The organism is Hahella sp. CR1, from assembly GCF_029813005.1.
Classification (GTDB): Bacteria; Pseudomonadota; Gammaproteobacteria; order Pseudomonadales; family Oleiphilaceae; genus Hahella.
Window position 1 is genome coordinate 95688 of the sequence record NZ_JAPELK010000011.1, and the last position, 25548, is coordinate 121235.

At 54.8% G+C, this 25548-nt stretch carries 22 protein-coding genes; 10 read left to right on the forward strand and 12 right to left on the reverse strand.

What is annotated here, in order from left to right; genetic code table 11:
* Window positions 1-15: 15 nt before the first annotated feature.
* Window positions 16-345 (reverse strand): nitrite reductase small subunit NirD, encoded by a 330-nt coding sequence (gene nirD, locus ONV78_RS23610; RefSeq protein ID WP_127968691.1) that lies wholly within the window; start codon window positions 343-345, stop codon window positions 16-18.
* Window positions 346-405: 60 nt separating this feature from the next.
* Complete coding sequence (gene nirB / locus ONV78_RS23615; protein WP_279506874.1) at window positions 406-2856, reverse strand: nitrite reductase large subunit NirB; 2451 nt, start codon at window positions 2854-2856, stop codon at window positions 406-408.
* 481 nt (window positions 2857-3337) lie between these two features.
* Here nirB and ONV78_RS23620 point away from each other — a divergent pair, with 481 nt between their 5' ends.
* Complete coding sequence (locus ONV78_RS23620; RefSeq protein WP_216736793.1) at window positions 3338-4810, forward strand: NarK family nitrate/nitrite MFS transporter; 1473 nt, start codon at window positions 3338-3340, stop codon at window positions 4808-4810.
* A 61-nt stretch (window positions 4811-4871) separates the two neighbouring features.
* On the forward strand, window positions 4872-6611 hold the full coding sequence (locus tag ONV78_RS23625; protein WP_279506876.1) for a bifunctional protein-serine/threonine kinase/phosphatase: 1740 nt from the start codon (window positions 4872-4874) through the stop codon (window positions 6609-6611).
* 3 nt (window positions 6612-6614) lie between these two features.
* Here the strand turns inward: ONV78_RS23625 and ONV78_RS23630 are convergent, their stop codons facing one another.
* The 7 genes from ONV78_RS23630 to ONV78_RS23660 form a co-directional block, all read right to left on the reverse strand.
* Entirely contained in the window at window positions 6615-7589 is a 975-nt protein-coding gene (locus ONV78_RS23630) for an SGNH/GDSL hydrolase family protein (RefSeq protein WP_279506878.1), read from the reverse strand.
* Between the two features lie 408 nt (window positions 7590-7997).
* The gene (locus ONV78_RS23635) at window positions 7998-8798 is read right to left on the reverse strand and encodes a PhzF family phenazine biosynthesis protein (protein WP_216736796.1); all 801 of its coding nucleotides are present in this window, start codon (window positions 8796-8798) and stop codon (window positions 7998-8000) included.
* Window positions 8795-9229, reverse strand: coding sequence for a GNAT family N-acetyltransferase (locus ONV78_RS23640; protein ID WP_279506881.1), 435 nt, complete (start codon window positions 9227-9229; stop codon window positions 8795-8797). Before ONV78_RS23640 ends, ONV78_RS23635 begins: the two co-directional genes overlap by 4 nt.
* A gap of 9 nt (window positions 9230-9238) precedes the next feature.
* A complete protein-coding gene (locus tag ONV78_RS23645) occupies window positions 9239-10006 on the reverse strand; it encodes an amino acid ABC transporter ATP-binding protein (protein WP_279506883.1) in 768 nt (255 codons plus the stop codon).
* A gap of 21 nt (window positions 10007-10027) precedes the next feature.
* The gene (locus ONV78_RS23650; protein ID WP_216736798.1) at window positions 10028-11125 is read right to left on the reverse strand and encodes an amino acid ABC transporter permease; all 1098 of its coding nucleotides are present in this window, start codon (window positions 11123-11125) and stop codon (window positions 10028-10030) included.
* Window positions 11126-11130: 5 nt separating this feature from the next.
* A complete protein-coding gene (locus ONV78_RS23655) occupies window positions 11131-12318 on the reverse strand; it encodes an amino acid ABC transporter permease (RefSeq protein WP_216736799.1) in 1188 nt (395 codons plus the stop codon).
* A gap of 95 nt (window positions 12319-12413) precedes the next feature.
* The gene (locus tag ONV78_RS23660) at window positions 12414-13433 is read right to left on the reverse strand and encodes an amino acid ABC transporter substrate-binding protein (RefSeq protein WP_279506885.1); all 1020 of its coding nucleotides are present in this window, start codon (window positions 13431-13433) and stop codon (window positions 12414-12416) included.
* A gap of 389 nt (window positions 13434-13822) precedes the next feature.
* On the opposite strand from ONV78_RS23660, the gene ONV78_RS23665 reads away from it, so the two are divergent.
* From ONV78_RS23665 to glcF, 3 genes are read left to right on the forward strand one after another with little or no spacing between them, the layout of a single operon-like run.
* Entirely contained in the window at window positions 13823-15274 is a 1452-nt protein-coding gene (locus ONV78_RS23665; protein ID WP_279506887.1) for an FAD-linked oxidase C-terminal domain-containing protein, read from the forward strand.
* A 40-nt stretch (window positions 15275-15314) separates the two neighbouring features.
* Window positions 15315-16373, forward strand: coding sequence for a glycolate oxidase subunit GlcE (glcE, locus tag ONV78_RS23670; protein WP_279506889.1), 1059 nt, complete (start codon window positions 15315-15317; stop codon window positions 16371-16373).
* Window positions 16374-16421: 48 nt separating this feature from the next.
* The gene (glcF, locus tag ONV78_RS23675) at window positions 16422-17639 is read left to right on the forward strand and encodes a glycolate oxidase subunit GlcF (protein WP_279506890.1); all 1218 of its coding nucleotides are present in this window, start codon (window positions 16422-16424) and stop codon (window positions 17637-17639) included.
* A 27-nt stretch (window positions 17640-17666) separates the two neighbouring features.
* On the opposite strand, the gene yjeH is transcribed toward glcF, so the two are convergent.
* Window positions 17667-18926: an L-methionine/branched-chain amino acid transporter gene (yjeH, locus tag ONV78_RS23680; protein WP_279506892.1), complete on the reverse strand. Its 1260-nt coding sequence runs from the start codon at window positions 18924-18926 to the stop codon at window positions 17667-17669.
* 221 nt (window positions 18927-19147) lie between these two features.
* Between yjeH and ONV78_RS23685 the strand changes: the two genes are divergently transcribed.
* Window positions 19148-19582 (forward strand): Lrp/AsnC family transcriptional regulator, encoded by a 435-nt coding sequence (locus ONV78_RS23685; RefSeq protein WP_279506894.1) that lies wholly within the window; start codon window positions 19148-19150, stop codon window positions 19580-19582.
* Window positions 19583-19588: 6 nt separating this feature from the next.
* Here the strand turns inward: ONV78_RS23685 and ONV78_RS23690 are convergent, their stop codons facing one another.
* Window positions 19589-20035, reverse strand: coding sequence for a DUF2214 family protein (locus tag ONV78_RS23690; protein WP_279506896.1), 447 nt, complete (start codon window positions 20033-20035; stop codon window positions 19589-19591).
* 246 nt (window positions 20036-20281) lie between these two features.
* On the opposite strand from ONV78_RS23690, the gene ONV78_RS23695 reads away from it, so the two are divergent.
* A complete protein-coding gene (locus ONV78_RS23695; RefSeq protein ID WP_279506898.1) occupies window positions 20282-20926 on the forward strand; it encodes a TetR/AcrR family transcriptional regulator in 645 nt (214 codons plus the stop codon).
* 71 nt (window positions 20927-20997) lie between these two features.
* Here the strand turns inward: ONV78_RS23695 and ONV78_RS23700 are convergent, their stop codons facing one another.
* Entirely contained in the window at window positions 20998-22260 is a 1263-nt protein-coding gene (locus ONV78_RS23700; protein WP_216736807.1) for a 6-phosphofructokinase, read from the reverse strand.
* Window positions 22261-22729: 469 nt separating this feature from the next.
* Between ONV78_RS23700 and mpl the strand changes: the two genes are divergently transcribed.
* From mpl to ONV78_RS23715, 3 genes are read left to right on the forward strand one after another with little or no spacing between them, the layout of a single operon-like run.
* Entirely contained in the window at window positions 22730-24103 is a 1374-nt protein-coding gene (mpl, locus tag ONV78_RS23705; RefSeq protein WP_279506899.1) for a UDP-N-acetylmuramate:L-alanyl-gamma-D-glutamyl-meso-diaminopimelate ligase, read from the forward strand.
* A complete protein-coding gene (locus ONV78_RS23710; RefSeq protein WP_279506901.1) occupies window positions 24100-24738 on the forward strand; it encodes a UbiX family flavin prenyltransferase in 639 nt (212 codons plus the stop codon). The genes mpl and ONV78_RS23710 overlap by 4 nt, the downstream gene beginning before the upstream one ends.
* Before the next feature lie 48 nt (window positions 24739-24786).
* Entirely contained in the window at window positions 24787-25548 is a 762-nt protein-coding gene (locus ONV78_RS23715) for an ATP-binding protein (protein WP_279506902.1), read from the forward strand.

Here is a 25548-nt window from a genome sequence, read left to right on the forward strand (position 1 = left end):
CCAAGCTCACCATTTTCAATCGCTCTCTTCCGTGGCGGTGAGGGCCACGAATATTTGCCGGCCTTCCATGCGCACCTGGAATGTGCGCGTACAGCCGGTGTCATAACCTTGGGCTTCGCCGTTCTGCAGGCTGATCACCCAGTTGTGCAGCGGGCAGGTGACGTTGTCGCCGTGCACGATTCCCTGGGACAGCGCGCCGCCCTTGTGCGGGCATTTGTCGCGCAGGGCGAACACTTTGTCGTCCTTGGTGCGAAACACCGCCAGGTCGCCGAAACGGGATTGCACTACGCGGGCGCCAAGACGCGGTATTTCTTCAAGACTGCCTACCTCGATCCACTGTGTCATAGTTGATATCTCTTCTGTCTTACGTCTCTGTGGTACTCAGATTCAGGTATCTGCGCGGTTTCAGTTCAATTGCGTGAGAGGAATGAATTCCTGTTTTTCTACGCCTTGAGCCGCCCGTTCCGCCCAGGGATCGATCTGCGCCAGTGTCTGCGACGCCAGAAAGCGGGTGTGAAACGCTTTGCGCTGTTCCGGGTTGTCCACCAGCTCGGTCTTGATATAGCTGAGACCGACGCGCTCCACCCAGGGCGCAGTGCGCTCGTTGTGGTGACCCTGCTCGCGGTACATCTGCATGAAGGCGCCGGCGTACTCCATGACGTCGTCCATGGTGGACACTTTGACCAGGAAGTCGGATACGCGCACTTTCATGCCGCCGTTGCCGCCTACGTAAAGTTCCCAGCCGGAGTCCACCGCTACCACGCCGAAGTCCTTGATCGTCGCTTCGGCGCAATTGCGCGGGCAGCCGGATACCGCCATTTTCACTTTGGCTGGCGTCCAGGAGCCCCAGGTCATCTTCTCCAGTTTGACGCCCATACGGGTGGAGTCCTGGGTGCCGAAGCGGCAGAACTCCGAGCCGACGCAGGTCTTCACGGTGCGCAAGGCTTTGCCGTAGGCGTGGCCGGACACCATGCCGGCGTTGTTCAGGTCTTTCCAGATGTGGGGCAGGTCTTCTTTCTTGACCCCGAGCAGGTCGATACGCTGGCCGCCGGTGACTTTCACGCAGGGCACTTGGTATTTGTCCGCCGCATCGGCGATGGCGCGCAGTTCGTTGGGTGTAGTGAGGCCGCCCCACATGCGCGGTACGACGCTGTAAGTATTGTCTTTCTGAATATTGGCGTGCACCCGCTCGTTGATGAAGCGGGAGCGTGGATCATCCACTTTCTGGTCCGGCCAGGCGCAAACCAGATAATAGTTGATGGCCGGGCGGCAGACATGACAGCCGTCCGGCTTGTCCCATTCCATGAAAGCGGCGACTTCATGAAAGGTTTTCAGGCCGTTATCGAGAATGGTTTTGCGGACAGTGTCATGGCCGTAGCCAGTGCATTTACAAAGCGGCTTTTCGCTGGGCGCGGTGCTGTAGTCGCCGCCCACGGTGGCCGCCAGAACCTGTTCCACCAGCCCGGTGCAGGAGCCGCAGGAGGCGGAGGCCTTGGTGGCGGCGCGTACGTCGTCCAGGGTGTAGAGTTTGTTGTCGGTGATGGCTTTGACGATGTCGCCTTTGCAGACGCCGTTGCAACCGCAGATTTCTGTGTCGTCAGGCAACTCCGCGACGGCGTTGATGCCCTGGCGGCCGGAATCGCCCACCAGGTGTTGGCCGAACAGCAAGGTGTCGCGGAAGTCGCTGATGTTGGTTTTGTCGCGCATCAGTTGGAAGTACCAGGAGCCGTCTCCGGTGTCGCCGAACATGACGGAGCCGATGATTTTGTCCTCTCTGATCACCACCTTTTTATAGACGCCGCGTTTGGGGTCCTGAAACACGATGTTTTCGCTGTCGTTGTCCCCCAGGAAATTGCCGGCGGAAAACACATCAATGCCGGTGACTTTGAGTTTGGTGGAGACTTCTTTCTGCTTGTAGATGCCAATGCCGTAGCCTGCCAGATGGTTGGCGCAGACTTTGGCCTGATCCCAAATGGGGGCGACTAAGCCGAATAATTCCCCTCGGTGTTGCACGCACTCGCCAATGGCGTAGATGCTGGGGTCGAAGGTCTGCATGGTGTCATTGACCACCACTCCGCGCTCACAATACAAACCGCAGGATTGCGCCAGCTCGGTGTTGGGACGAATACCGACCGCCATCACTACGATATCCGCAGGCAGCGTCTCGCCGGTGTCGAACTTGATCGCTTTGACGCCGCCATGTTCATCGCCTTCCAGGCAAGACGTGTTGGCGGACATGCGGAATTTCATGCCGCGCTCTTCCAATGCCGCCTGTAGAAAGCGGGCGGAAGGACCGTCCAGCTGGCGGTTCATCAGAATTTCCAAGTTATGCACGACCGTGACGTCCATGCTGTGTTTCAACAATCCGTTGGCGGCTTCCAGACCAAGCAGGCCGCCGCCGATCACGATAGCGTGCTGTTTGGATTTGGCGGCGGACAGCATGGTGTCTACATCGGAAATATCCCGGAAGGTGATGACGCCTTTCAGGTCTTTGCCTGGCACAGGAATAATGAAGGGATTGGAGCCGGTGGACAGCAGCAGCCTGTCATAGGGCGCTTCCGTTCCGTCCGCCGCATACACAACCTTGTTGCGGCGATCCACTTTCAACGCCCGTTTTTCCCAGCCGGCGTGCAAGGTGATCTGGTGGGTTTTGTACCATTCCATGTCGTTGATCATGATGTCTTCGAGCGTCTTTTCTCCAGACAACAACGGTGACAACATGATGCGGTTGTAATTGCCGTGAGGCTCTGATCCGAACACGGTGATGTCGTATTTATCCGGCGCTATTTTTAGCAACTCCTCGACCGTCCGCATTCCAGCCATTCCATTTCCGACGACGACTAATTTTTCTTTCATGGACCTTCTCCAGCTCACTGAATCCGCTACAGGCTAATTGACCCTGGTAGAGCATGAATGGCGCCAATCGGCCAGGTTGGATTTTTAAGTGGCTGTAAATAAAAGAGTAATTTTCGGTTTTGGAGGTTTTATAGGACGTTGCGCATTTTGATGGTGCGGATTTTAGAGCGAGTTTTGATCTAAAAAAGTGCGCAAATTTTAGCTGGCGCCCAACAAGAGTGATTAATTTGGTGCGACTTGGGGTTTTTGTGTTGCGCATATTTGGTGCGTTTTTATGGCGGGTAAAACGCCTAACGCCCTGCCTGATAAATTTAATTATCTGATATACATAGGTATTTACGATTTTTCCCGGTTGCGAACGAAATATCCAGGCAGGTTGAAAGGAGGTTGGACAGGCTCGATTTGTCGGTTGGCACAGCTTTTGTAGTTCCTGTGAGTGCTTTTCTATAAGAACTCAACTGCCAATAAGACAGGAAGATTTATGTCATCCGATAAACTCAATATTCTGGATCTGTCCCAAGGGGGCGTCCGAACCTTGCATTACACTTGGTTCGCGTTTTTCCTCACGTTCGTCATGTGGTTTTCCCACGCGCCGATGAAGCCTTTCATTGTGGAAGCCTTCAATATGTCCAATGAGCAGTGGAAGGCGCTGCTGATTTTGAACGTGGCGCTGACCATTCCTGCGCGTATCGTTATCGGCATGTTGGTGGATAAGTTCGGCCCGCGTGCGGTGTACAGTCTGTTGCTGATGATTTCCGCTTTCCTGTGCTGGGGATTTGCGTTTTCCACTACCTTTGAGCAGCTTGCTCTGTTCCGCTTTCTGTGTGGGTTTATTGGCGCTGGTTTTGTCATCGGCATTCGTCTGGTGGGGGAGTGGTTTCCCGCTAAAACCGTCGGTGTGGCGGAAGGCGTCTATGGCGGCTGGGGTAACTTCGGCTCCACCGCGGCGGCCTGGACGTTGCCTTCAATCGCCGCCTATATCTATGGCGGCGATGAAGGATGGCGTTATGCGATCGCCACCACGGGCGTCGTCGCTTTCTTCTATGGACTGCTGTTTTATCGCAAAGTCCGCAACACCCCGAAAGGCTCCACCTATTTCAAACCCAAAAAGAGCGGCGGGCTGGAAGTCAGCTCCTGGAAAGACTTCTGGTTTTACATCGCCATGAATCTGCCCATGTATATCGCTTTGGCGGTGCTGACCTGGAAGCTGTCTCCCGCCGGACTGGGGCTGCTATCCGACTCCACGGCGCTGATCTTGTGGGCGGGCCTGGGTGCGCTGTTCATCGTGCAGTTCTGGCAGATCTACAACGTCAATCATGAGCGTCTGAAGCAGGGCGTGCCGGAAATGCAGCGCTACAAGTTCAAGCAGGTGGCGGTGCTGGACTGGGCGTATTTCGTGACTTTTGGATCAGAGTTGGCGGTGGTGTCGATGTTGCCCGCTTTCTTTATGGAGACCTTTGGCTTGTCTCCGGTTCAGGCTGGCTTGCTGGGCGGGGCCTTCGCGTTGATGAACCTGGTGGCGCGGCCCGGCGGAGGTCTGTTGTCGGATCGTTTTGGCCGTAAAAAAACCTTGTCCATTCTGATTGCGGGCTTGGCGGTGGGGTATCTGTTGCTGAGTCAGATTTCCTCAACCTGGATGATCGCCGCGGCGGTGGCTTCGGTGATGTTCTGTTCCTTCTTCGTGCAGGCGGGGGAGGGCGCCGTGTTCGCCATGGTGCCGCTGGTGCAGCGCCGTATGACCGGACAAATCGCGGGCATGGCGGGCGCATACGGCAATGTGGGCGGCGTGACTTTCCTGACGGTGTATTCATTCGTCGACGCATCCACATTCTTTATGGTCATCGCAGGAGCGGCGGCGGTTTGTTTTCTCGCCGTGCAGTTTCTGGATGAACCAGAAGGTCATATGGTCGAAGTGGGCGAAGACGGCAGCGTGCAGCTGATTGAAGTGAACTGATTGACATGGGCGTATCGCTGCGGCGTACTACCTTTAACTTTCACAGCTGGAATAGTGGCGCATGATATTCGCCAGCGATTTGTCGCTATCTGTTGATCAACACAGCATGGCGGGCGTGAAACCCCGCAATGAAGACTGCATCGGCGTGCGAATTCCTGACCGGGAAACGTTGCAACTGAAAGGCGCCGTGGCGGTCATCGCGGATGGCGTCAGCGCGGCGGAAGCGGGCAAGGAAGCCAGCGAAGCCTGCGTCACCAATTTCCTGAGCGATTACTTCTGCACCCCGGATTCCTGGTCGGTGAAAAACGCCGCGCAGAAAGTGCTGCAGGCGTTGAATCGTTGGCTTTATGGACAAAGCCTGCGCACGCTGAATGACGACAAAGGTTACGTATGCACGTTGTCCATTCTGGTATTGAAGTCGACGCAGGCGCATATCTTTCATGTGGGCGACAGCCGGATTTATCTCTATCGGCAGGGCGAGCTGGAGCAGATTACAACGGATCATACCGCCCGCGTCGATGCAGAGCGCACTTATCTGGCCCGGGCGATGGGTTTTTCCCCCAATCTGGATATCGATTACCGCGTGATGGACGTGCAGGCCGGAGATGTGTTTTTGTTGAGCACGGATGGTCTGCATGATTTTATCTCGCACAATCAATTGCGGGAGCGGCTGCGAGGCGCAGCGCAAACGACGTTTCAGGGGCTTGCGGCGGACCTTATACAGACAGCGCTGCAGATGGGCAGTGACGATAACCTGAGTTGTCAGATACTCCGGGTGGACAGCCTCGGCTTGCGCGATGCGGACGCCTGCTGCCGCGAGCTCAGTCGCCTGCCGTTTCCCCCGCCGTTGGAAGTGGGACAGAGTCTGGACGGCTATCGCGTCGAGCGCATTCTGCACGAAACCGCGCGCAGTCAGGTCTATCAGGTTACTGATATAGAAACCGGGATGCGCGCGGTAATGAAAACCCCGTCACTTAATTTTGTGGACGATCCCGCCTATATCGAACGTTTCACCATGGAGGAATGGATTGCCCGGCGCGTCCAGAATCCCCATGTGGCGGGCCTGATTCCCTGCAAACGAGCGCGCAGCTGTTTGTATTATTTGACGGAGTTCGTGCCGGGCGCGCCCTTGTCACGATGGATTCGCGACAACTCCCGCCCGGATATTCATCGGGTGACGCGTATTTTGGAACAGATAGTCAAAGGCGTGCGGGCGTTACATCGCAAAGAGACTTTGCACCAGGATATCAAGCCGGACAATCTCCTGATTACTAATGAGGATCACGTCACGCTGGTGGATTTTGGTTCCTGTCGTATTCCGGGTGTGGAGGAAATGTATCTGCCCATTGCCCGGGAAAGGGCGCTGGGCACCGCCAGCTATAGCGCGCCGGAATATGTGTTGGGGACGAAAGCCACAACGCGATCCGAGCTGTTTTCCGTGGCGGTAATCGGGTATGAAATGTTGACCGGGCATTTGCCGTACGGCGAAGCCTATGAAAAGGCCGCGTCGCCGACGGCGTTGGCCAAATTAAAATATACCCCCGCCTATCATCACAACCCGATGGTTCCGGTGTGGATGGACGGGGCCTTGAAGAAAGCCCTGCAACTGGACCCGCGTCGTCGCTACGACAGCTTTTCCGAATGGTTGCAGGACATGACTCATCCCAACTCCCGGCTTATGCCGGATAACGCGCTTCCCATCATCGAGCGCAATCCTTTGGCCTTCTGGCGTACGCTGAGCGGGATTCTACTGCTTACACAGCTGGCCACTTTACTGTGGTTGCTGCATCTGTGGCGATAGCGCTCAGGAACCCGCCGGAGCGGGAATTTCCGCCGCCACTTTCTCTCCGATCAATTGATGGGTTTTACCAGAAGGGTGAATGCTGTCGAAGTAATAGAAACTGTCGAACTGCTCTTCGCTACAGATATCGCTGAACTCAAGGTCTTCCGTTACGTAACAGCCGTCGGTGGTGTTGGTGAAGCCGTAGTCGGCGGCGTTGTTTAGGATATCCAGAGCAATCTGATAAGAGTTGATCATGGTGACTTTCGCATCGCCCATATTCAATTCAGACAGTTTCAGCTCCACCTGGCTGTTGAAGTAATTCGTCAGATCGCTGACCAGTTGCGAACGGCCTTCCTGTCCGGGCTCCGCTGACTCTTTCAACACTTTGGGGGTTTTGCCCACATCCGGGACCGTCAGCACGACGATGTTTTTTCCGCCTTTGTCGATCACTTCCTGAACGTTGGCGGCCACTTTGTCTGCGGCAAGATTCAGGGCGTTAGTGTTGTTAGGGGAGGTCTCTCCGCGCTGTTCAAGAATATCGTTGCCGCCGATAAAGAACAGGTACAGCGCTTTCGGGGACGCTTCTTCTGAGTGATACTCCATATAAGTGTCCACCTGGAAATCCAGGTCGATATTCTGATCTGCGTCCGCCTGCCCACCGGCCACGGCGTAGTTGGTGCCGTCAGTGATTTCGCCCAGATACAGAGATGGCTCCACCTCCAGGTTCAGGGACTCCGCCACGTAATCCACAATCAACTTACCGTTGGAAATCCGGTTGTTGTAAAAGGGGGAAGGCAGGTCTGTCTCCAGAGAGAGGTAGCCGCCGATATTCCCGGTATCAGACAGACTATCTCCAAACACATAGAGCGCGCTGTAGGGGCGGGACTCAGAGGTCTCCTTCTCTTCATCATCGCTCAGTTGACAGCCCGACAGGGCGATTGCGCACGCCAACGGCGCCAAAAAAGTTTGTTTCCAGGTTCCTTTCACCATGTTCATTATGCTCATCCTATTTCTACAGTTAGCTCTCTTTATTCCTGCGGCCGCCAAAACCGGGCCTTCAGCGTCCGTCCGTCTCAATTCCAACGCTCCGCGTGAACTTGAGTCGTTACCCCCTTATCGCAGGAACCATGCCTGAAATGAGAAATAACCCACTGATTGACTGTAATCCCCCGAAATCATTGGGCTGAGAGGAAATTAATGATGAAGAACAAGAACTTGTTTTACTGAACGCTATTCAGTTTTTTGTAAAAACGGCTACTGGAATTTGTAAAGTTGGAAGGAATTGGAAGGAAGTTGAGGATGGGAAGGGCATGTATAGCCGGAGCTTAGACGGCCTTGGCTGGTAAAAAACAAAGCCAGACGAGTGCTGGCTTTGTTAAAAAAGACTGCGATGGAAGCGCGCTATCAACTCTCGCCAGGAACGTTAATCACTCCTTCGAGATAGAGTCGCGCCTGGCCGACCAGCAGCACATTCGGGCCGCGGTAGTGGCACATGACTTCGCCGCCGCGTTGGGAGATCTGGCGGGCGGTCAGCTCCACTTTGCCCAGTTTTTCTGACCAGTAAGGCGTCAGTGTGCAATGGGCGGAGCCAGTGACGGGGTCTTCCGGCACGCCGACTTTGGGGGCGAAGAAGCGGGAGACGAAGTCGACCTTGTCGCCTTTGGCGGTGACGATGACGCCCAGGGAGTCGACAAGTTTCAGCATGCGCATGTCAGGATAGACGGCGCGTACGGCGGCTTCGTTTTCCAGTACGACCATATAGTCCCTGGACTTAAGCACCTCCAGCGGTTTTACGCCGCCAAGCGCTTCCAGCAGGGCCTGCTCCGGTTCAACCACTTCGCCTTTGCGGCTGGGGAACAACATGGCGTAGCCGCCATGCTTGTGAGGAGACACCTCCAGCGTGCCGCTGCGGGTATGGAACTGAATGCGAGGTCCCTTGAACCCCTTCAATTCGTAAAGAACAAATGCGGTGGCCAGCGTAGCGTGGCCGCATAAATCCACTTCCGCTTCCGGCGTGAACCAGCGCAGGTCGAAGCCGTTGGTGCGGGGTACGTAGAACGCCGTTTCCGATAAGTTATTCTCGGCGGCGATTTTGCAGAGCGTATCGTCCGGCAGCCAGTCGTCCAGGCTGCAAACCCCGGCGGGGTTTCCGGAAAATACGTTGGAAGTGAATGCGTCAACCTGAAAGTACTGATGCTTACTCATAAAGTGATCTCAAACCAGTGTTGTGTCTTGATGCGGGTAAAACCCAGACCCTCGTAAAACTGGTGAGCCTGCTCCCGATGAATTCGCGACCCTAATCGAATTTTAAATACTCCCTGTTGTTTTGCCCACTCCTTTACGGATTCGATCAGCTTTCCGCCGACGCCTTGTCCTCGCGCGCGTTCATCAACCACCAGACTGACGATCTCAACATAGCCGCCCGCCACCAGAGTGCGCTTGAGGTTGCTCTGAATGAAGCCGAGGAGCTCATCGCCGCTGACGGCGACTATAAAATGCGCGTGGGAATCGTGGATTAAAGTAGAGAGAGTACGATCAAGCTGAGTCAGGGTAAGGGAGTACCCCAACTGCTCGATCAGGGGTAGAAGAGCGGAGGCGTCAGCCGCCTCCGCTCTGCGCAACGTCAATGTTTGCAAGCTTTGTCCTTAGTGTTGCAGGATCTGGCTGAGGAACAGTTTGGTCCGCTCGTTCTGTGGATTGTTGAAGAACTCGTGCGGCTCATTTTCTTCAATGATCTGACCGGCGTCCATGAAGATAACCCGGTTGGCCACGGTTTTGGCGAAGCCCATTTCGTGGGTGACGCAGATCATGGTCATGCCGGATTCCGCCAGTTCGATCATGGTGTCCAACACCTCTTTGATCATCTCTGGGTCGAGCGCCGAAGTAGGCTCATCGAACAGCATGATTTCAGGGTTCATACACAGACTGCGGGCGATCGCCACACGCTGCTGCTGACCGCCTGACAACTGTCCCGGATACTTATGCGCCTGGTGCGGGATCTTGACCTTTTCCAGATACTTCATCGCTGTCGCTTCAGCTTCTTTCTGCGGCACTTTACGCACCCAGATTGGAGCCAGCGTACAGTTCTGCAGCACTGTCAGGTGAGGGAACAGGTTAAAGTGCTGGAACACCATGCCTACTTCCCGACGCACGCTGTCGATGTTTTTAAGGTCGTTGGTCAGAGGGATATCTTTTACGATGATATCCCCTTGCTGATGCTCTTCCAGACGGTTGATGCAGCGGATCATGGTGGACTTGCCCGATCCAGAGGGGCCGCACACAACGATACGCTCGCCCTTGTACACTTCCAGATTAATGTCTTTCAGTACATGGAACTTGCCGTACCATTTGTTGACGCCGCGCAGGTGGATCATGCTCTTGCGGGAATCTGCGCTGTTAGTATTCGTATTCATGTCGTACTCCAGAAAACTTGCCTATCGGTGACTGGTATTCAGTTTACGCTCCAGCGCCTGGCTGTAGCGGGACATTCCGAAGCAGAACACCCAGAATAAGAAAGCCACGAAAATATAACCTTCAACGGAGAAGCCCAGCCATTTGGGATCGTGCAATGCTGACTGCACGATGGCGAGCAAGTCGAACAGGCCGATAATCAATACCAGACTGGTGTCTTTGAACAGAGCGATAAAGGTGTTGACGATACCGGGAATCATCAGCTTCAGCGCTTGCGGAAGAATGATGAAGAACATCATTTTCCAGTAGCTCAGGCCCAGAGAGTGAGCCGCTTCATACTGACCTTTCGGAATCGCCTGCAAACCGCCGCGTACGACTTCCGCCATGTACGCGCTCTGGAACATGATGACGCCGATCATGGCGCGTAACAATTTGTCGGTTTCGGTGCCTTCGCTCATGAACAGCGGCAGCATAACCGACGCCATGAACAACACGGTGATCAAAGGAACGCCGCGCCAGAACTCGATATAGACCACACTGATGCTCTTCACGATGGGCATTTCCGAGCGGCGTCCCAGCGCCAGCGCGATGCCTATCGGCAAGGAGACCACGATGCCGACGGTGGCGATAACCAGCGTCAGAGTCAGGCCGCCCCATTTATGGGTTTCCACCACTTCCAGACCGAACGCGCCGCCATACAACAGGAAGTACGCAATGATCGGGAAGATGACCAGCATAAACAGCGCAATCCACCCTTTCTTGGGCGTCTTGTCGATGATTAACGCTGCGATGCCGATGATGGCGATCGCGAACATCAGATTGATGCGCCAGACTTCATCAGACGGGTAGAAGCCGTAGATGAACTGAGGCAAACGGACGGATATGAATACCCAACAGGCGCCGCCTGAGGTGCAGTCTTCCCGAGAGGTTCCAATAACGTCTGAATTAATGATCCCCCAGGACACAAACCAGGAGAGCGCTGAATAAATCAGATAACAGGCGATAATGGTCAGAATGCTGTTCGTTGGACTGCTGAACAGATTGGTTCTGAGCCAGCCGACGACTCCCACCGTATTGGATGGAGGGGGCAAGTCGGGCAATGGAACAAATTTATTGCTCATGTCGATTACCTCTCAACCAATGCAATACGGCTGTTGTACCAGTTCATCAGAGCGGAGGTGCTCAAGCTGAGGAACAGATAGACGGCCATTGTCATAAATATAATCTCAATCGCCTGACCTGTCTGGTTCAGGGTCGTGCCCATGAACACGGATACCAGATCGGGATAACCGATAGCGGTAGCCAGCGAGGAGTTTTTGGTCAGGTTGAGGTATTGGTTGGTCATCGGAGGAATAATGACCCGCATCGCCTGAGGCACGATAACCAGACGCAGACGCTGTCCATTCGACAGGCCCAGTGCGTTGGCCGCTTCGCTTTGTCCTCTGGGAATCGCTTCAATGCCCGAACGTACAACCTCAGCGATAAACGCCGCGGTGTAAACGGTCAGAGCGATCAACAGAGCGATCAACTCAGGAATGATGGTCAAACCGCCTTTGAAGTTGAAGCCCGCCAGCGCAGGGTAATCCCAGTGCATGGGAGAGCCGGCGATGAAGAACACGATCAGGGGAAGACCGACCAGCACGCCCAGTGACGGCAGGAATAACGGGAATGTCTTTCCTGTGTCACGCTGTCTTTTATGCTCGAACTTCACCAGACCGATAACGATCGCTATGGCGATGACGATTGCGGCAGCGACAACGCCGAAGCCGTCTTCATAAACCGGTTTGGGCAGGTAAAGCCCGCGGATATTAAAGAATACGGATTCGCCCAGTTGCATACTGTTGCGAGGGCTCGGAAGACCTTGCAGTACAGCGAAATACCAGAAGAAAATCTGCAACAGCAGAGGGATATTACGGAAAGTCTCAATATAGGTGGTGGCCAGTTTTGAGATTAACCAGTTATGCGACAGACGCCCGATACCTATAAAGAAGCCGAGAAGAGTCGCCATGATAATACCGAGCACGGCGACCAACACAGTATTCAACAGACCTACGAAAAAGGTGCGGCCGAACGAGTTTGTTTCGTCGTAATCGATAAGAGATTGAAGTATTCCGAATCCGGCTTGGTCGCCAAGGAAGGCGAAACCGGTAGTTATTCCGCGCTGTTCCATATTGGTTAGCGCGTTATTAATTATGTACAGGAAAAAAGCGACTACGGCGCCCACAGCAAGTACTTGGAAAAATACAGAGCGTACTGCAGGATCGTTCCAGATTTTTGTTTTCGCTTTATCCTGTCCTTTGCTTTGAATATCCACTCAATGTTCTCCAGAAGATCGGCAAGGAGTTATTAAATTGGGTGTTTAGAACAGGATAGGGCGCACGGATGTGCGCCCAGACACTAAGGCTTTTATTAGCGGATAGGTGGAGCGTATTGCAGACCGCCTTTGGTCCACAGTGCGTTCAGACCGCGCTCAATGCCCAGCGGAGAGGATTTACCAACGTTGCGTTCGAACATTTCGCCGTAGTTACCGACTTGCTTAACGATGTTGAAAGCCCATGCATCGTCCAGACCCAGGTTTTTGCCCTGGCCGGCTTCAGTGCCCAACAGACGCTGTACGTTCGGGTTGGTGCTGGATTTCATTTTGTCTGCATTATCGGAAGACACGCCCAGTTCTTCAGCGGTAATCGCTGCGAACAGAGACCACTTCACGATGTTGAACCACTGGTCGTCGCCTTGACGAACCACAGGGCCCAAAGGTTCTTTAGAGATAACTTCCGGCAGAACCATCGCTTTGTCTGGGTTGGAAAGCTGAATGCGCAGGGCGTACAGCTGAGACTGGTCAGAAGTCAGAACGTCGCAACGTCCAGCTTCGAAGCCTTTTACAGTTTGGTCGGAAGTATCGAATACCACTGGCTGGTATTTCATGCCGAACTCACGGAAGTAGTCGGCCAGGTTCAATTCGGTAGTGGTTCCCGCCTGGATACACACGGCTGCGCCGTCCAGTTCTTTCGCGCTCTTCACGCCCAGATCTTTACTTACCAGGAAGCCTTGACCGTCGTAGTAGTTGACGCCAGCGAAGTTAAGGCCCAGTGAGCCGTCGCGAGTCAGTGTCCAGGTAGTGTTACGGGAGAGGAGGTCGATTTCGCCGGATTGCAGAGCTGTGAAGCGCTCTTTGGCGGTAAGTGGGATGTATTTAACTTTTGAAGCGTCGCCTAGCGTCGCAGCTGCAACTGCGCGGCACAGATCAACGTCGAGGCCCATCCAGTTGCCTTTGTCATCCGGGTTGGAGAAGCCGGGAAGACCAGTGCTCACGCCACACTGAACAAACCCTTTTTTCTTTACAGCGTCCAGTGTGCCGTCAGCCATCGCTGCACTGGTAGCCGTCATAAACCCAAGCGCTGCAACTGCAGAAACGAATGTCTTCTTCATTTTTTACCCTCGGTTGGTTGTTTGTTGTTCATTGTTATTACCGGATTTAACTTAGCATAGTGTTTTCGCAAAAACGAGAATGCGTAAACACAAAAATTCCGGCGTTTCGGTAATTACGTATCCAATGAACTTCGCCTTGGTTAATGCAATTGTAATGCCGTAACTCCATGATTTTATTGATATCGTGGCGCATCATAAATATGGCTGCAGACCACGGACTAATTCCAAAGTAAAGTGTAGATGATGAAATACGGTTGTGCTTAATGTTGGTGCGCGATACGGAAAAAGATTAAATTTCGGTGCAAGCCAGTCCGTTTTTATGCTAAAAAATACGTGTTTTCCGAAGGGAAAACTGTTGGCGAGAGACCTTCCATCATAATCGGCTTTCCATGTATTCATCCGTTACTTCCGCAAGTTCATTTGAAACCCGCAAAAAATTGCTCATTGAAGAAATGGCGAAATTCTTGCCTTCGGATTCCATCATCGCCGATGAGGAAACGTTGCGGGTTTATGAATGCGACGGCTTGTCCGCTTACTGCGAACGCCCGTTGCTGACTGTATTGCCGGACTCTGTGGAGGACGTGCAAAAGATTCTCAAACTTTGCCACCGCTGGGGCGTGCCGGTGGTCGCCCGCGGCGCCGGAACAGGCTTGTCGGCGGGCGCCACACCGAGCCCGGATGGGATTTTGCTGTCCCTGGCTCGCTTTAACCGGATACTGCGCATTGACCCGGAAGCGCGCACCGCGACGGTGCAGCCCGGCGTGCGGAACCTTGCGATAAGCCAGGCGGTGGAGCCTATGGGGCTGTTTTACGCGCCTGATCCATCCTCGCAAATCGCCTGCACCATTGGCGGTAATCTGGCGGAAAATTCCGGCGGCGCCCACTGTCTTAAATACGGACTGACCGTTCATAACGTGCTGGCGTTTGAAATGCTCACCGCAGAAGGCGAAAGAGTGCGCGTCGGCGGGCAGGGGCTGGATAATTGCGGCTTCGATCTGTTGCCGTTAATCATTGGCTCAGAAGGACTTTTGGGCGTCATCACCGAGATTACCGTTAAGCTGCTGCCCTCTCCAGACGCCGCACAGGTGATCATGGCGGCGTTCGACAGTGTGGAGAAGGCGGGCGACGCGGTCGCGGGGGTTATCGCCAAAGGGATAATTCCCGCCGCGCTGGAAATGATGGATCGTTACGCTATTCAGGCGGCGGAGGATTTCGTACGCGCCGGCTATCCAACCAACGCGGAAGCGCTCCTGCTTTGTGAAATTGATGGCGTGAGAGAAGAGGTGGTGGAGTATGTGGAGCAGGTGGAAGGCCTGTTTCGTGAGCTCGGGGCCGTCGCCGTGCGGACGTCCCAAAGCGATGCGGAGCGCGCTTTGTTGTGGAAGGGGCGCAAGTCCGCGTTTCCAGCGGTAGGGCGTATTTCCCCTGATTACTATTGCATGGACGGCACCATTCCCCGCAGTCAGTTGTCTTATGTGCTGACGCGAATGCGGGAAATGTCGGAAGAATATGGGCTGCGCGTGGCGAATGTATTTCACGCTGGCGATGGTAATTTGCACCCCTTGATTATGTTTGACGCCAATGTGCCGGGCGAGTTTGAAAAGACGGAAGAGTTTGGCGGCAGAATTTTGGAACTGTGTGTCGCCGTCGGCGGCTGCATCACGGGTGAACATGGTGTGGGCCTGGAGAAAATACGGCAAATGAGCGCTCAATTTTCAGAGGCGGAGTTGGAGCAGTTTCACGCCGTAAAAGAAGCCTTTGATCCTGGCGGGGTTTTGAACCCAGGCAAAGGCGTTCCCATATTGCGCCGATGTCAGGAATATCGCTCGATAGGCAATTAATAGTGTGGGCGGAAGTTCCGTCCCGGATGAACATATATAAATGACGGACATAGCTGACAGACTGGTCGACCAAGTGATGACCGCCAGAGCGGCGAGTCGGCCTCTGATGATACGTGGCGGCGGCAGTAAAGCTTTCATGGGGCGCGCCGTCGCCGGCGAGGCGATGGACCTAAGCGAACATAGCGGCGTGGTGGATTACTCGCCTTCTGAACTGGTGATCACCGCCAGAGCTGGCACACGCATCGCTGACGTGAGGCGAACACTGGATGAGCAAGGCCAGATGCTGCCGTTTGAGCCGCCTGAATATGAGGGACGCGCGACGCTGGGCGGCGCTTTGGCCGCCAATACTTCAGGGCCCGCCCGCCCCTGGTGCGGCTCTGTACGAGATGCTCTGCTGGGAACCCGTATTATCAACGGCAAAGGCGAACACCTGCGATTCGGCGGCGTAGTCATGAAAAACGTCGCGGGTTACGACTTGTCGCGGGCGCAGTGCGGCGCCATGGGATCGCTGGGCGTCATTACGGAACTCAGTATCCGGCTGATTCCCAAACCGGAACTGGAAACCACGCTGGTGCAGGAATGCAATGAGGCCACGGCTATCACTAAAATGGTGGAATTGTGCCGACAGCCGCGTCCGTTATCAGCCGTGTGCTGGACGGGCGGACGCTTGTACTTGCGCCTGTCCGGCGCAGAGCAGGCGGTAGCCAGCACTATCGGTTATTGGGGCGGCGAATTGCTGGAGCGGGCGGCGGACTTCTGGCGCCAGGTTCAGGAGCAGACGCATGAATTCTTTGAAGGCGAGACGCCTTTATGGCGCTTATCCGTCAAACCTTCCGCGCCGCCGTTAGGAAATGACGCGCCGGTGCTGCTGGATTGGGGCGGCGCTTTAAGATGGGTGCGGGCTGAATCATCGTTAACGGCCATGGAGCGTTATGCGGTTTCCGCTCAGGGTCAGGCCAGCCTGTATCGTCATGGCGACCGTAACGGCGAAGTCTATCACCGGCTCTCTCCGCCGCTGCGGGCGTTGCATCAAAGATTAAAAGCGGCGCTGGACCCCGACGGCATATTCAATCCAGGCAGGCTGTATTCCTGGCTTTAGTATTTATCCGGATTTGAAGCGAGCGAGTCCGGGACTCAAAGGTCACTGATGAAAACCGAAATCCACGCTAAATATAAGAACACGCCAGAAGGCGATGAAGCGGAAAAGATTATTCGTTCCTGTGTGCACTGCGGCTTTTGTAACGCCACGTGCCCTACCTATCAGGAACTGAGCGATGAGCGGGATGGCCCTCGGGGACGCATCTATTTAATCAAACAAATGCTGGAGACGGATGAGGCGTCGGAAAGCACCCGCCTGCATCTGGATCGTTGCCTGACCTGTCGAAGCTGTGAAACCACCTGTCCCTCCGGCGTTGAATACGGCAAGCTGCTGGATATCGGCCGTGGCGTGGTGGAAAAGAAAGCGCCCCGAACCTGGCGTGAGCGTCTGTTGCGCAAAATATTGCTTCTGCTTTTACCTTACCCGCAGCGGTTTGGCTTCCTGATTGTCGTCGGACAATGGGTGAGGCCGGCGCTCCCGGAATATCTGCGCAAGAAAATTCCTGAGAAGCAGGTGCCGATCACCTGGCCGCCCCAGCGTCAGCCCAGAGTGATGATGGGACTGCACGGCTGCGCCCAAAGCGTCACCACGCCCAACACCAATGCAGCCGCGGCGCGGGTGCTGGACCGGCTTGGCGTCAGTCTGATCGCCTCAAACGAGGCGGGCTGTTGCGGCGCGGTCAGTTATCATCTGGGCGCGCAGGATGAAGGCAAGCGTCTGATGAAAAAGAACATTGACGCCTGGTGGCCGGCCATCGAATCAGGATTGGAAGCCATTGTTATTACTGCTTCAGGGTGCGGTGAGCTGGTGAAGGAGTACGGGCACATCTTAAAGGATGATCCCGAGTACGCGGAAAAGGCCCATCGAGTGTCGAAAATGACCCGTGATCTTAGCGAGGTGGTGGCGGCGGAGGACCTGTCCGTCCTGTCTATAAAAAGGAACTACTCGAAAATCGCCGTGCATTGTCCTTGTACGTTGCAGCATGGACAAAAATTGCCGGGGATCGTAGAAAAGATTCTGACCGATGTAGGGTTTGATCTCGCTTCAGCGCGCGACAAGCACCTCTGTTGCGGGTCCGCCGGCGCCTATTCGCTGCTGCAACCGAAAATGAGCCGTCAGCTTTTAAAGAAGAAGGTGGCGGCGCTGGTGCAGGATGATCCTGACACCATCGTCACCGCGAATGTGGGGTGTCAGTTGCATCTGGCGTCCGAGGCGAGGGTGCCGGTCAGGCACTGGATTGAGATCATGGATGAAGCGCTGGGATAAGCCAGAATTAAAGTGGGGATGCAGGCGTTACGCCTGCGCTCCCATCAGCGTCTGCTTAGGTTTACGTAATTTCAGAACAATGAAGATACCGGTGTAAACCACCGCGATGCACCACAGCGAACTCATCAGCGTATACGCCAGATAGAGGCACACCAACACTCCCAGGCCTGGCAACACACGGTCCTTGCCTTGAAACAGGCGCACGGCGGACAGCATCGTCAGCAGGTAAACCAATACGATCATGCCGTTAGCCATGCGAATCAGCTCTTCCAACGGAACCTGTAACACGGAGAACACAAGCAGGCTCGCCACGCTGGCGATGGACATGGCGAACACCGCATTCGCGGGAGCGCCATGGCGGTTGACCTTGCCCAAAGCGGGATAGGTCGCGCCATCCTTACCCAGGCTCCATAACATGCGGGAAGAGCCAGCCAGATAGATATTCATGGTTGCCACGCAGGACAGGAAACCAAACAGCCCAATCAGCAGCTTGCCGTGTCCGCCGATCAGCGCATCGAACAGATAAACCATGGCGGGACCGGAATAATCTGCGCCCAGCGCGTAGTGCAGCGTCACCCAGCTGCCCATCCAATACACCAGTCCGACCAGCGCCACGCCGATAATCAGGCACAGAGGAAAGTCCCGCTCGGGATTTTTGAACTCCGTCGATAGGTGAGCCAGGGTTTCAATGCCGATAAAACTCCAGAAGGCGAGTCCCGCCGCCGCGCCAATCTGGCCCCAGTTGAAAGAGGTCGGTTCAGCAGGGATTGGCGGAATGACGTCAAACCAGGCCAGTACCGACAGTAGCACCACAATGCCGCCGACGCTGAAGGCGATGGTGGTTTGTAATGAGCCTGACAGCTTGACGCCTCTCAGGTTGACCCACAGCATGCCTGCCACCAGCGCCAGTTTGACGACGAGGAGCTCCGCCGGCGTCAGCGCCACCAGAGAGGTGAGAAACCAGCCCGCCATTTCCATCGCCGCGGGCAACCCTACCGGCACCAGGGCCAGTAAAACCCAACCTACGATGCGGCCTTGAGTCGCGCCAAAGGCGGAATGCACGTAGTGAGAGGCGCCGCCGGCGTGAGGATAACGTTTACCCAGTCTGGCGAAAGCGAAGGCGATGGGAATAATGGCGAACACCAGCAAGCCCCATCCCCACAGCGCGTTGGCGCCGGACTGTTTGACGGTGAGCTCGGGAACGATAAAGACGCCGGTCCCCAAGAGGGCGGACACCAAGATGCCAAGACCCTGACTGAAACTGAGCGAGCGGTGGAGCGACTGCATGATAATTTTCCTTGAGGTGTTGCGGGGTCTATGGACAGCGTCGTGCTGTCAATGACGAAACGGCGACGGACCTTTGTAATAATAATCAAATCCCTCGTTGCAAATTGCGGCTTTACGCCGCCAAAATGCCGGTTTGATCGGCATAACGTCGGCGCGTCGCCAAAATGCGGGTGAAACGGCGCTTGATATTTGATTTGTCGAGTATTTTAGTGGGAGAGCCTGTGGACAAATTCGATGAAAAAATTCTTCAGTCATTGCGTGAAAATGCGAGACAGCCAGTATCCGCCATCGCGGAGAAAGTAAGCCTGTCCCGCTCGGCGGTGACGGATCGTATCCGCAAAATGGAAGAGACGGGAATTATCCGCGGCTACCAGGTGCTCGTCACTCAGGCTCGGGAGGACCAGGTCTCGGTGTATCTGGAGATCAGCTATAACGAAATTCAGTGTACGGAAATGGCGCAGATACTCAGAACCATTCCTGAAATCAAAGTGTGTCATGGGGTCGCCGGGGATACGGATATGATGCTGTTCCTGAAGGCGCCGAACATGGCGCGGATTCATGAAGTCCGCGACCGTCTTACCGCGATTCAGGGGGTGGGGAAAATCAAAACCCACGTTGTGATGTCCGAGTACATCAATGAATTTCTTAATGCCTGAGGGCGCTTAGCCATACCCACGCGCCATGAGCACGCCGCATAACGGAATCAGCAGGACCAAAAGCATTTGCGCATGGATTGCGCGAGTGACATTGCGACGGGCGTCGACGCTAAATTCCGGCGTTTGTCCGGCCTGAATCGGCTTGCGCCAGCGCAGAAACTGCACTGTCGGATAAATGGAAATCAGCCCGGCGATGATGAACATCGCAAGCTTGCTCCAAAAGAAGAAGTTGGAAAAATAGTACGCCTCGCCTTTCTCGAAAAATACCCTCGCAAACCCGCTTGCCAGGACTGTCATCGCGCTCAGCCCAAACCAGCGGTCCGTCGCCATCAACGTCTTGGCGGTGTCCAGTGACCAATTCATACTCAGGATTTTCCGCTCTTGCAGCAACAGACTGACCAGCGCAAAGATGCAAATAAAGTGGAGCCAGGTTAGAGCGATGGGAAGGAACATGACGTGATTTCCTGTTTATGTTGTCGGCGAAAACATTGTGTGTCTAAAATGTTTTCTGTGTCAACAATGTTGACGCTTGTGGTTTTGCGCCCCACACTTATCAGAGATATCCGGTTTGAAGCGGAATTTAACGCTTAACTTCGGAAGCATCGCACGAAACGGCGTTAAGCTGCTGTGGATCATGGGAGAGACTTTGAGATGGATTTATCCTGAGCCAATAAACACAAATAAGTAGAAGAGAGTAAGGTGAGTAATTTGAGAGAAGCTGTCGCAGGCGTTGACGCGCACCAGCCCTACCATCACGGCAACCTAAGGAATGAGTTGCTGGACAAAGCCCTGGCGCAGCTCAAGCAGGTCGGGCCGGACAAGATCAGTCTGCGTGCGCTGGCGCGTGAAATCGGCGTGTCGCAAACCGCCCCCTATCGCCACTTCGCGGATAAAAATGCATTGCTGGCCGCCCTGGCGGCGCAGGGATATAGAGAGCTGCAGCGGGTAACCCAGGAAGCCGCTGACGCGCATAACGACCCATCGCAACAACTTTGCCATTCCGGCAATGCCTATATTCAGTTCGCGCGAGATAACCCTGAACTCTACAAATTGATGTTCGGCCCTGTGATCGCCTGTCCGATGGACTATCCGGAGCTGGCGGAAGCAGGCAGCAGCGCGTTTCAGGTTATCTTGAACATCGCCACAAAAGGCGTGAGCGAGGGCGTATTTACTGACCGGGATGTTTCTTTGATCGCCCACGCCGCCTGGTCAATGGTGCATGGCATCGCCAGTCTCTGGATAGATGGAATGTATAAATGCACGGAGAGCAGCGGCGAAAAGTCGATGATTCTGGATTCTTTGAAAATCTCGCTGTACGGAATTTTGAAAAGGGACGGGGATTAAACAGGCGGGAGATGACATTTGAAACAACGGCGGGAGAATGTCCCGCCGTTAATGCGATATGGGGCTCGTCGTCAGACGTTAAAAGAATGAGCGAGCTTCTTCGCCACTAACTGATTTTTCAGCTTCACGTAATCCGGCACGCCATTTTTGTAGGGCGGGTAGGACTCGCCCTGAATCAATGGCTGCAAATAACGGCGCGCTGCTTCAGTAATGCCGAAACCATCCTCGGTGATGAATTCTTTCGGCATTTTCTTTTCCACGTTGGCGATCTTCGCCAGAGGCGCTTCGCCAATCGACCACTTATAGGGGCTATCCTGCTCCCTCACAATGACCGGCATGACCGCATTTTTACCCGCCAGGGCCAGATCCACGGCGGCTTTGCCCACGGCGTAGGCCTGATCCAGATCGGTGGCGGAAGAGATGTGGCGGGCGGAGCGCTGCAGATAGTCCGCTACCGCCCAATGGTATTTATAGCCCAGCTCGCTTTTGATCATATTGGCGATGAACGGCGCTACGCCGCCCAATTGCGTGTGTCCGAAAGCATCGGTGACGCCGGCGTCGGACAGGAAGCGCCCGTCCGCATATTGCGCACCTTCCGACACCACGATGGCGCAAAAACCGTCGCGCTTGACTACTTCGTCTACGCGGCGAAGGAAGCTGGCTTTATCAAATGGCGTTTCCGGGAACAGGATAATCTGCGGCGCCCCGCCTTCTTCGCGCTGCGCCAGTCCCGCCGCCGCCGCAATCCAGCCGGCGTGACGCCCCATTACTTCCATGACGAATATCTTGGTTGAGGACTCGCACATGGACTGGATATCCAGGGAGGCTTCCATAATCGAGGTAGAGATATATTTGGCGACGGAGCCGAACCCAGGACAGCAGTCGGTGATAGGCAGGTCGTTGTCGACGGTTTTGGGGATGCCGATGCTGATGATCGGGTAACCCAGCTGCTCGCTGATCTGAGAGACTTTGTAGGCGGTATCGGAGGAATCGTTGCCGCCGTTATAGAAGAAGTAGCCGATATTGTGAGCCTTGAAGACTTCGATCAGGCGCTCATATTCAGCTTTGTGGGTTTTGATGTCTTTCAGCTTATAGCGGCAAGAGCCGAAAGCGCCGCCGGGAGTATGTTTCAGCGCGGCGATGTCCGCGTCGCTCTCCAGGCTGGTGTCGATCAATTCTTCACGCAATGCGCCGATAATGCCGTTGTGGCCAGCGTAAACTTTGCCGATTTTATCGGAATGGGCGCGCGCTGTTTCCAGCACGCCACAGGCAGACGCGTTGATGACCGAGGTCACACCGCCGGACTGCGCATAAAACGCGTTTTTAACCGTCATATTCGTTGTCGCCTCTCGTCGTCTTATGGGCGCGAATCATACGCGAGTTTAATGCCATTTTCATGTCCCTTTACAGGCGCTGACGGGCGTTTGACCGGGTAGTCAACTAACCAGGGGCGGGCGTCTGGCGTGCAAAGTCCCCGGACTTTTATCACTTTGCCGGCAAAGCAGGGCATGTTATTTGGAGCGACCTGTAATTCAGGATTGCGTAATCAATGCGCTGCTCGCCTGCCTTTGCCAACCGCGCTTGGAACGGATTTTCTTAAATTTACTCAATACATAGGGCCATTTCCGGTCCGACGCTGGCGCTTAGGGAACCCGTCAGTAATAATTGACCGATATGCGCCTGAAGCTCAGTTTTCTGACGTTCAATTCGCAATCTGCGCCAAACAGACCGCCTGCGTGGGCGGCCGGACGGATGAGACACTGATTCTTTTCACTGATTAAAAGATAGCGATTAGCAAGAAACATGCATGTACACATACTAGGCATTTGCGGGACTTTCATGGGTAGCCTGGCGTTGCTCGCCAAGGAAATGGGATACAAGGTCAGCGGGTCCGACAAAAATGTATATCCTCCCATGAGCACTCAGCTGATGGCGCAGGGAATAGAGTTGCGCGAAGGGTATGACCCCTCCCACCTTGATCCCAAACCCGACCTTATTATCGTCGGTAACGCCATGAGCCGGGGTAATCCGCTGGTGGAGTATGTTCTGGATAAGGGGTTGCCTTACACCAGCGGCCCACAATGGCTGGCGGAGCACGTGTTGCAGGAGCGCTGGGTATTGGCGGTGGCCGGCACTCACGGTAAAACCACCACCACCAGTATGCTGGCCTGGGTGCTGGAGCAGGCCGGTCTGGCGCCGGGCTTTCTGATCGGCGGTGTTTCCCAGGGATTTGATGTCTCCGCCAGACTGGGCGATACCTCCTTTTTCGTCATCGAGGCGGACGAATACGACAGCGCTTTCTTCGACAAGCGCTCCAAGTTTATTCATTACCGTCCGCGCACCCTGATCATCAACAACATGGAATTTGATCATGCGGATATCTTCCGCGATCTCGGCGATATACAGCGCCAGTTTCACCATGTCGTGCGCACAGTGCCGCGCCAGGGGCTGGTGATTACGCCTACGCAGACGCCCGCTGTTGAGGAAACGCTGGCGATGGGATTGTGGTCGCCGCGGCAGACATTCTCTTTGAGCGATGATCAAGCGGATATTCGAGCGGAGTGTCTGGCGGAAGACGGCAGTCGTTTCGAAGTGTTTTTAAACGGCGAGTCATGCGGCGTCGTGGAGTGGGGCATGAGCGGCGCTCACAACGTACAGAATGCGTTGGCGACCTTGCTGGCCGCCCGTCATATCGGCATTCGGCCGCAAAACGCGATTCCTGCCCTATCTGGCTTTCCCGGAGTCAAGCGTCGTCTGGAGAAACTGGGCGAGCGCAACGGCGTGGTCGCCTACGACGACTTCGCTCATCACCCCACCGCGATTCAACTGACGCTGGAAGGACTGCGCAAACGGGTTGGCGATGCACCGATCTGGGCGGTCGTCGAGCCGCGTTCCAATACCATGAAAATGGGTGTGCATCGGGACACGTTGTTGGCGTCTGCGGAGCTGGCGGATCATGTGATCTGGGCCAATCTGGATAGCTACGGATGGCTCGATGACGCGGTGCGTAATGCGGCGCCCAAGCACCAGTGCGTGAGCAATGTTGACGAAATCACCCGTTTGCTTGCCGACGTGAAAGGTCCCGCACATATTGTCCTCATGAGCAATGGCGGTTTCGCGGGATTACCTGCGAAACTGAAAAGCCTGCTCGCCGAAGAAGAGGCGGTGTCGTCGTGACGTTCAAGGAGCCGATTACCATTGCGATTACCGGCGCCTCCGGCTTTCAGTACGGCTGGCGTTTGTTGCAGGTGTTGCTGCAAAAGCAGCATCAGGTTTATTTGATGGTGTCGAAGGCGGCGTATGTGGTCGCCAGCGTGGAAGCCGATATCAAGTTGCCTGGTCAGGCGGCGAAGCTGGAACAGGCGTTGACAGAAGAGTTTGGCGCGGCTCCCGGCCAGTTGCGCGTATTTGGGAAAGAGGACTGGATGTCTCCCGTGGCTTCCGGATCTGGCTCTCCAGCGAGAATGGTGGTCTGTCCCTGCAGTACGGGGACCCTGTCCGCTGTGGCCACTGGCGCGAGTAATAATCTGATTGAACGCGCTGCGGACGTTGTGTTGAAGGAGCGTAAGCAACTGATTCTGGTGCCGAGAGAAAGCCCGTACTCCACGGTGCAACTGGAAAACATGCTGAAGCTGTCGCAAATGGGCGTCACGATTATGCCTGCATCTCCCGGTTTCTATCACAAGCCGGCGTCTGTGGAGCAGATGATCGACTTCATCGTCGCCCGCATTCTGAATCACCTCGGCATTGACCAGGATCTGACTCCAGCGTGGGGCAGGGCTTCCTCGACTCCCGGCGACGACGAATCCTGATCTGACGTCGTCCGCCTGTCTTAAAAATCAAATATTGCGAGCAGCATTATGAGTATTGATTGGAACGTGACTCCCGCCGCAATCTGGCGACAATTCAAAGGCAACCTGCGCGCCGTACGTGAAATTGACCCTGTTCGTTTTGATGAGCTATTGAACGTGGATCGTCAGAAAGCGGCCCTGCGGCGCAATACAGAGCGCTTTCTGGCGGGTAAACCAGCTAACAACGCCTTGTTATGGGGCTCTCGCGGCACAGGCAAGTCTTCACTGATCAAGGCCATGTTGAATGAATATTTCCCTCAGGGATTGCGTGTCATTGAAGTCGACAAAGACGATCTGATTTATCTGCCGGAAATCGTCGATGAAGTACGCGACTTGCCTCAGCGCTTCATTATTTTTTGCGATGATTTGTCATTCGAAGCGGGGGAGAAAACCTATAAGGTTCTGAAAAGCGTACTGGAAGGTTCTATTGAACTGCCGCCGAAAAACGTGCTGATCTACGCGACCTCCAATCGTCGTCATTTGATGCCTGAGTACATGTCGGAAAACCTGGAGACTAAGCTGGTCAACAATGAGATTCACCAAGGGGATTCGGTGGAGGAAAAAGTCTCGCTGTCGGATCGTTTTGGCCTGTGGCTCTCTTTTTATCCGTTCAACCAGGACAGTTATCTGGATATTATCGATCACTATTTTCATGACTACACGGGCGACCGCGAGGCGCTGCACAGGCTGGCGATTCAGTTCGCCACCTCCAGAGGCGGCCGTAGCGGTCGCGTGGCGTTTCAGTTCTACAAACAGCATAGCGAAAATTAG

Excerpts from the sequence above, each read along its gene's own strand:
- nirD (WP_127968691.1), bottom strand. The coding sequence starts at position 345 with ATGACACAGTGGATCGAGGTAGGCAGTCTTGAAGAAATACCGCGTCTT.
- nirB (WP_279506874.1), bottom strand. The coding sequence starts at position 2,856 with ATGAAAGAAAAATTAGTCGTCGTCGGAAATGGAATGGCTGGAATGCGG.
- ONV78_RS23620 (WP_216736793.1), top strand. The coding sequence starts at position 3,338 with ATGTCATCCGATAAACTCAATATTCTGGATCTGTCCCAAGGGGGCGTC.
- ONV78_RS23625 (WP_279506876.1), top strand. The coding sequence starts at position 4,872 with ATGATATTCGCCAGCGATTTGTCGCTATCTGTTGATCAACACAGCATG.
- ONV78_RS23630 (WP_279506878.1), bottom strand. The coding sequence starts at position 7,589 with ATGAACATGGTGAAAGGAACCTGGAAACAAACTTTTTTGGCGCCGTTG.
- ONV78_RS23635 (WP_216736796.1), bottom strand. The coding sequence starts at position 8,798 with ATGAGTAAGCATCAGTACTTTCAGGTTGACGCATTCACTTCCAACGTA.
- ONV78_RS23645 (WP_279506883.1), bottom strand. The coding sequence starts at position 10,006 with ATGAATACGAATACTAACAGCGCAGATTCCCGCAAGAGCATGATCCAC.
- ONV78_RS23650 (WP_216736798.1), bottom strand. The coding sequence starts at position 11,125 with ATGAGCAATAAATTTGTTCCATTGCCCGACTTGCCCCCTCCATCCAAT.
- ONV78_RS23660 (WP_279506885.1), bottom strand. The coding sequence starts at position 13,433 with ATGAAGAAGACATTCGTTTCTGCAGTTGCAGCGCTTGGGTTTATGACG.
- ONV78_RS23665 (WP_279506887.1), top strand. The coding sequence starts at position 13,823 with ATGTATTCATCCGTTACTTCCGCAAGTTCATTTGAAACCCGCAAAAAA.
- glcE (WP_279506889.1), top strand. The coding sequence starts at position 15,315 with ATGACGGACATAGCTGACAGACTGGTCGACCAAGTGATGACCGCCAGA.
- glcF (WP_279506890.1), top strand. The coding sequence starts at position 16,422 with ATGAAAACCGAAATCCACGCTAAATATAAGAACACGCCAGAAGGCGAT.
- yjeH (WP_279506892.1), bottom strand. The coding sequence starts at position 18,926 with ATGCAGTCGCTCCACCGCTCGCTCAGTTTCAGTCAGGGTCTTGGCATC.
- ONV78_RS23690 (WP_279506896.1), bottom strand. The coding sequence starts at position 20,035 with ATGTTCCTTCCCATCGCTCTAACCTGGCTCCACTTTATTTGCATCTTT.
- ONV78_RS23700 (WP_216736807.1), bottom strand. The coding sequence starts at position 22,260 with ATGACGGTTAAAAACGCGTTTTATGCGCAGTCCGGCGGTGTGACCTCG.
- mpl (WP_279506899.1), top strand. The coding sequence starts at position 22,730 with ATGCATGTACACATACTAGGCATTTGCGGGACTTTCATGGGTAGCCTG.
- ONV78_RS23715 (WP_279506902.1), top strand. The coding sequence starts at position 24,787 with ATGAGTATTGATTGGAACGTGACTCCCGCCGCAATCTGGCGACAATTC.